This is a genomic window from Marinobacter sp. MBR-105, from assembly GCF_053628895.1.
Map to the genome: position 1 here is coordinate 1 of NZ_JBRJHG010000054.1, position 1517 is coordinate 1517.

The 1517-nt window shown below is 51.2% G+C and carries 2 protein-coding genes; both read left to right on the forward strand.

The annotated features are described in order from the left end of the window. Nucleotides 1-223 precede the first annotated feature (223 nt). Complete coding sequence (locus ACSSVV_RS20950) at nucleotides 224-496, forward strand: hypothetical protein (protein ID WP_454106969.1); 273 nt, start codon at nucleotides 224-226, stop codon at nucleotides 494-496. 87 nt (nucleotides 497-583) lie between these two features. Further along, a complete protein-coding gene (locus ACSSVV_RS20955) occupies nucleotides 584-1048 on the forward strand; it encodes a YpsA SLOG family protein (protein WP_454106970.1) in 465 nt (154 codons plus the stop codon). Nucleotides 1049-1517 lie beyond the last annotated feature (469 nt).

The window sequence follows — 1517 nt, forward strand, 5'->3', positions numbered from 1 at the left end:
TTCGGAGAAGGTGATCTGATCCATGCTGGCAACGATCCTATGCGATTGACGATGGCCGTATTATCGCTGATTTTGGAGACTTATTCAGAGCCTCCATAGAAATTGCTTCTTGCTGCTTGGTTTTTTAACTGATGCACATGGTGTCTATGCTCGGAATCCTCATTACTTGCTTGAGCTTTCCGATATTGCTGATAGATTCAGAGAAAAGTTTTAGGAGATTAGCATGACTATTGAATTAAGCTGGCAGAAAGGAACTCCTAGCGAAGAGGGTCTTCATTTTGTTGCAGTAAAGCTTGGTGAGGCAGCTGGAACCTATGATTTTCTGAGTTGGAACGGTAAAGCTTGGAAAAATTTGGATTTTGGTGATGTTATTGCATTTGTAAGCTTGCAGGACTTCAAGAATTCTCTAGATATTAAGTGGCCCGAGGATTCTGATATTGCATACGAACCAAAAGAATTGCCGAGTGATGATTCTGAACTCTGGAGTGAAGGATAAGGGTTAACAAGGGGCTCAAGCCGACCGGTTTGCGCTGGCGCTCCAACCGGCGGCTTAGCCCTGGCGTTATGTTGATCGGGGTTGGTCGTGCTCTCAAAGGTCATAAGTGGTGGACAAACTGGTGCTGACCGGGCGGCGCTGGATGCGGCCCTTGAGTCGGGCTTTCCAATCGGAGGAAGCTGCCCTGTTGGGCGTATGGCTGAAGATGGGCCGATCAATGAAACGTACACCTTGACTGAGATCGGCGGTGGTTATCGCCAGCGAACGAAGCAAAATGTTATCGATTCAGACGGCACGGCTATTTTTTACGAGTCGTATCCTCATGGGGGAACGGAAGCAACCGTTCTCTTTTGCATTCGGCAAGGCAAACCCTACAAGCTTATTGATATTGCGCTGGTTGAATCATCGCGCGCGGAGGAAGTTCTTAGCGGGTTTGTCCAAGAATTTAACGTAAGTGTATTGAATGTTGCAGGCCCTAGATCAAGCAGTTGCCCTGCAATATACCGCTATGTGAAGCAGGCGATCAGCCGGCTGATACAGAGATCAACATAACCAGGCCAGGCACGGCGACGCCTTTTTCGTTGCGGCTTCGCCTCCACTACAAAGTCGCGCGTGCTGGCGGCGTTAATGGCAAAGGCCTGGGTCTAGTGGTTGGCTTTGTGCCAGTGGCCTTGGTGCCGGGCTTGGCAGCCAAGCCCGCTTAATTTGGTGAGCACCAAGGCCAGCAGAGTCCGCGTCCGGTTGGCAGCTTTAATCGTCAGCGGCGTTGGTAGCAAAATCGGTGTTCGTCGTTTGGGGCTGTCCGCCGACAATTTATTCTGGATCTGGTACCTTTGAGTACAGGTTCATCCACCGCTAGTTTGGCGGTGGATTCAAACAAACGGTATCGGCTCCAGCCGGTGCAAGGAAACGGAGTAGGCCGTCGCGGTCGTTGCCAGGGAGCAGGCAGTGTCAGTACCTGCCTTTAACCAGTCAATCAAGTTCGCTCCCGGCCAGAGGGCCGTCCGCCGGACGTCCCTGA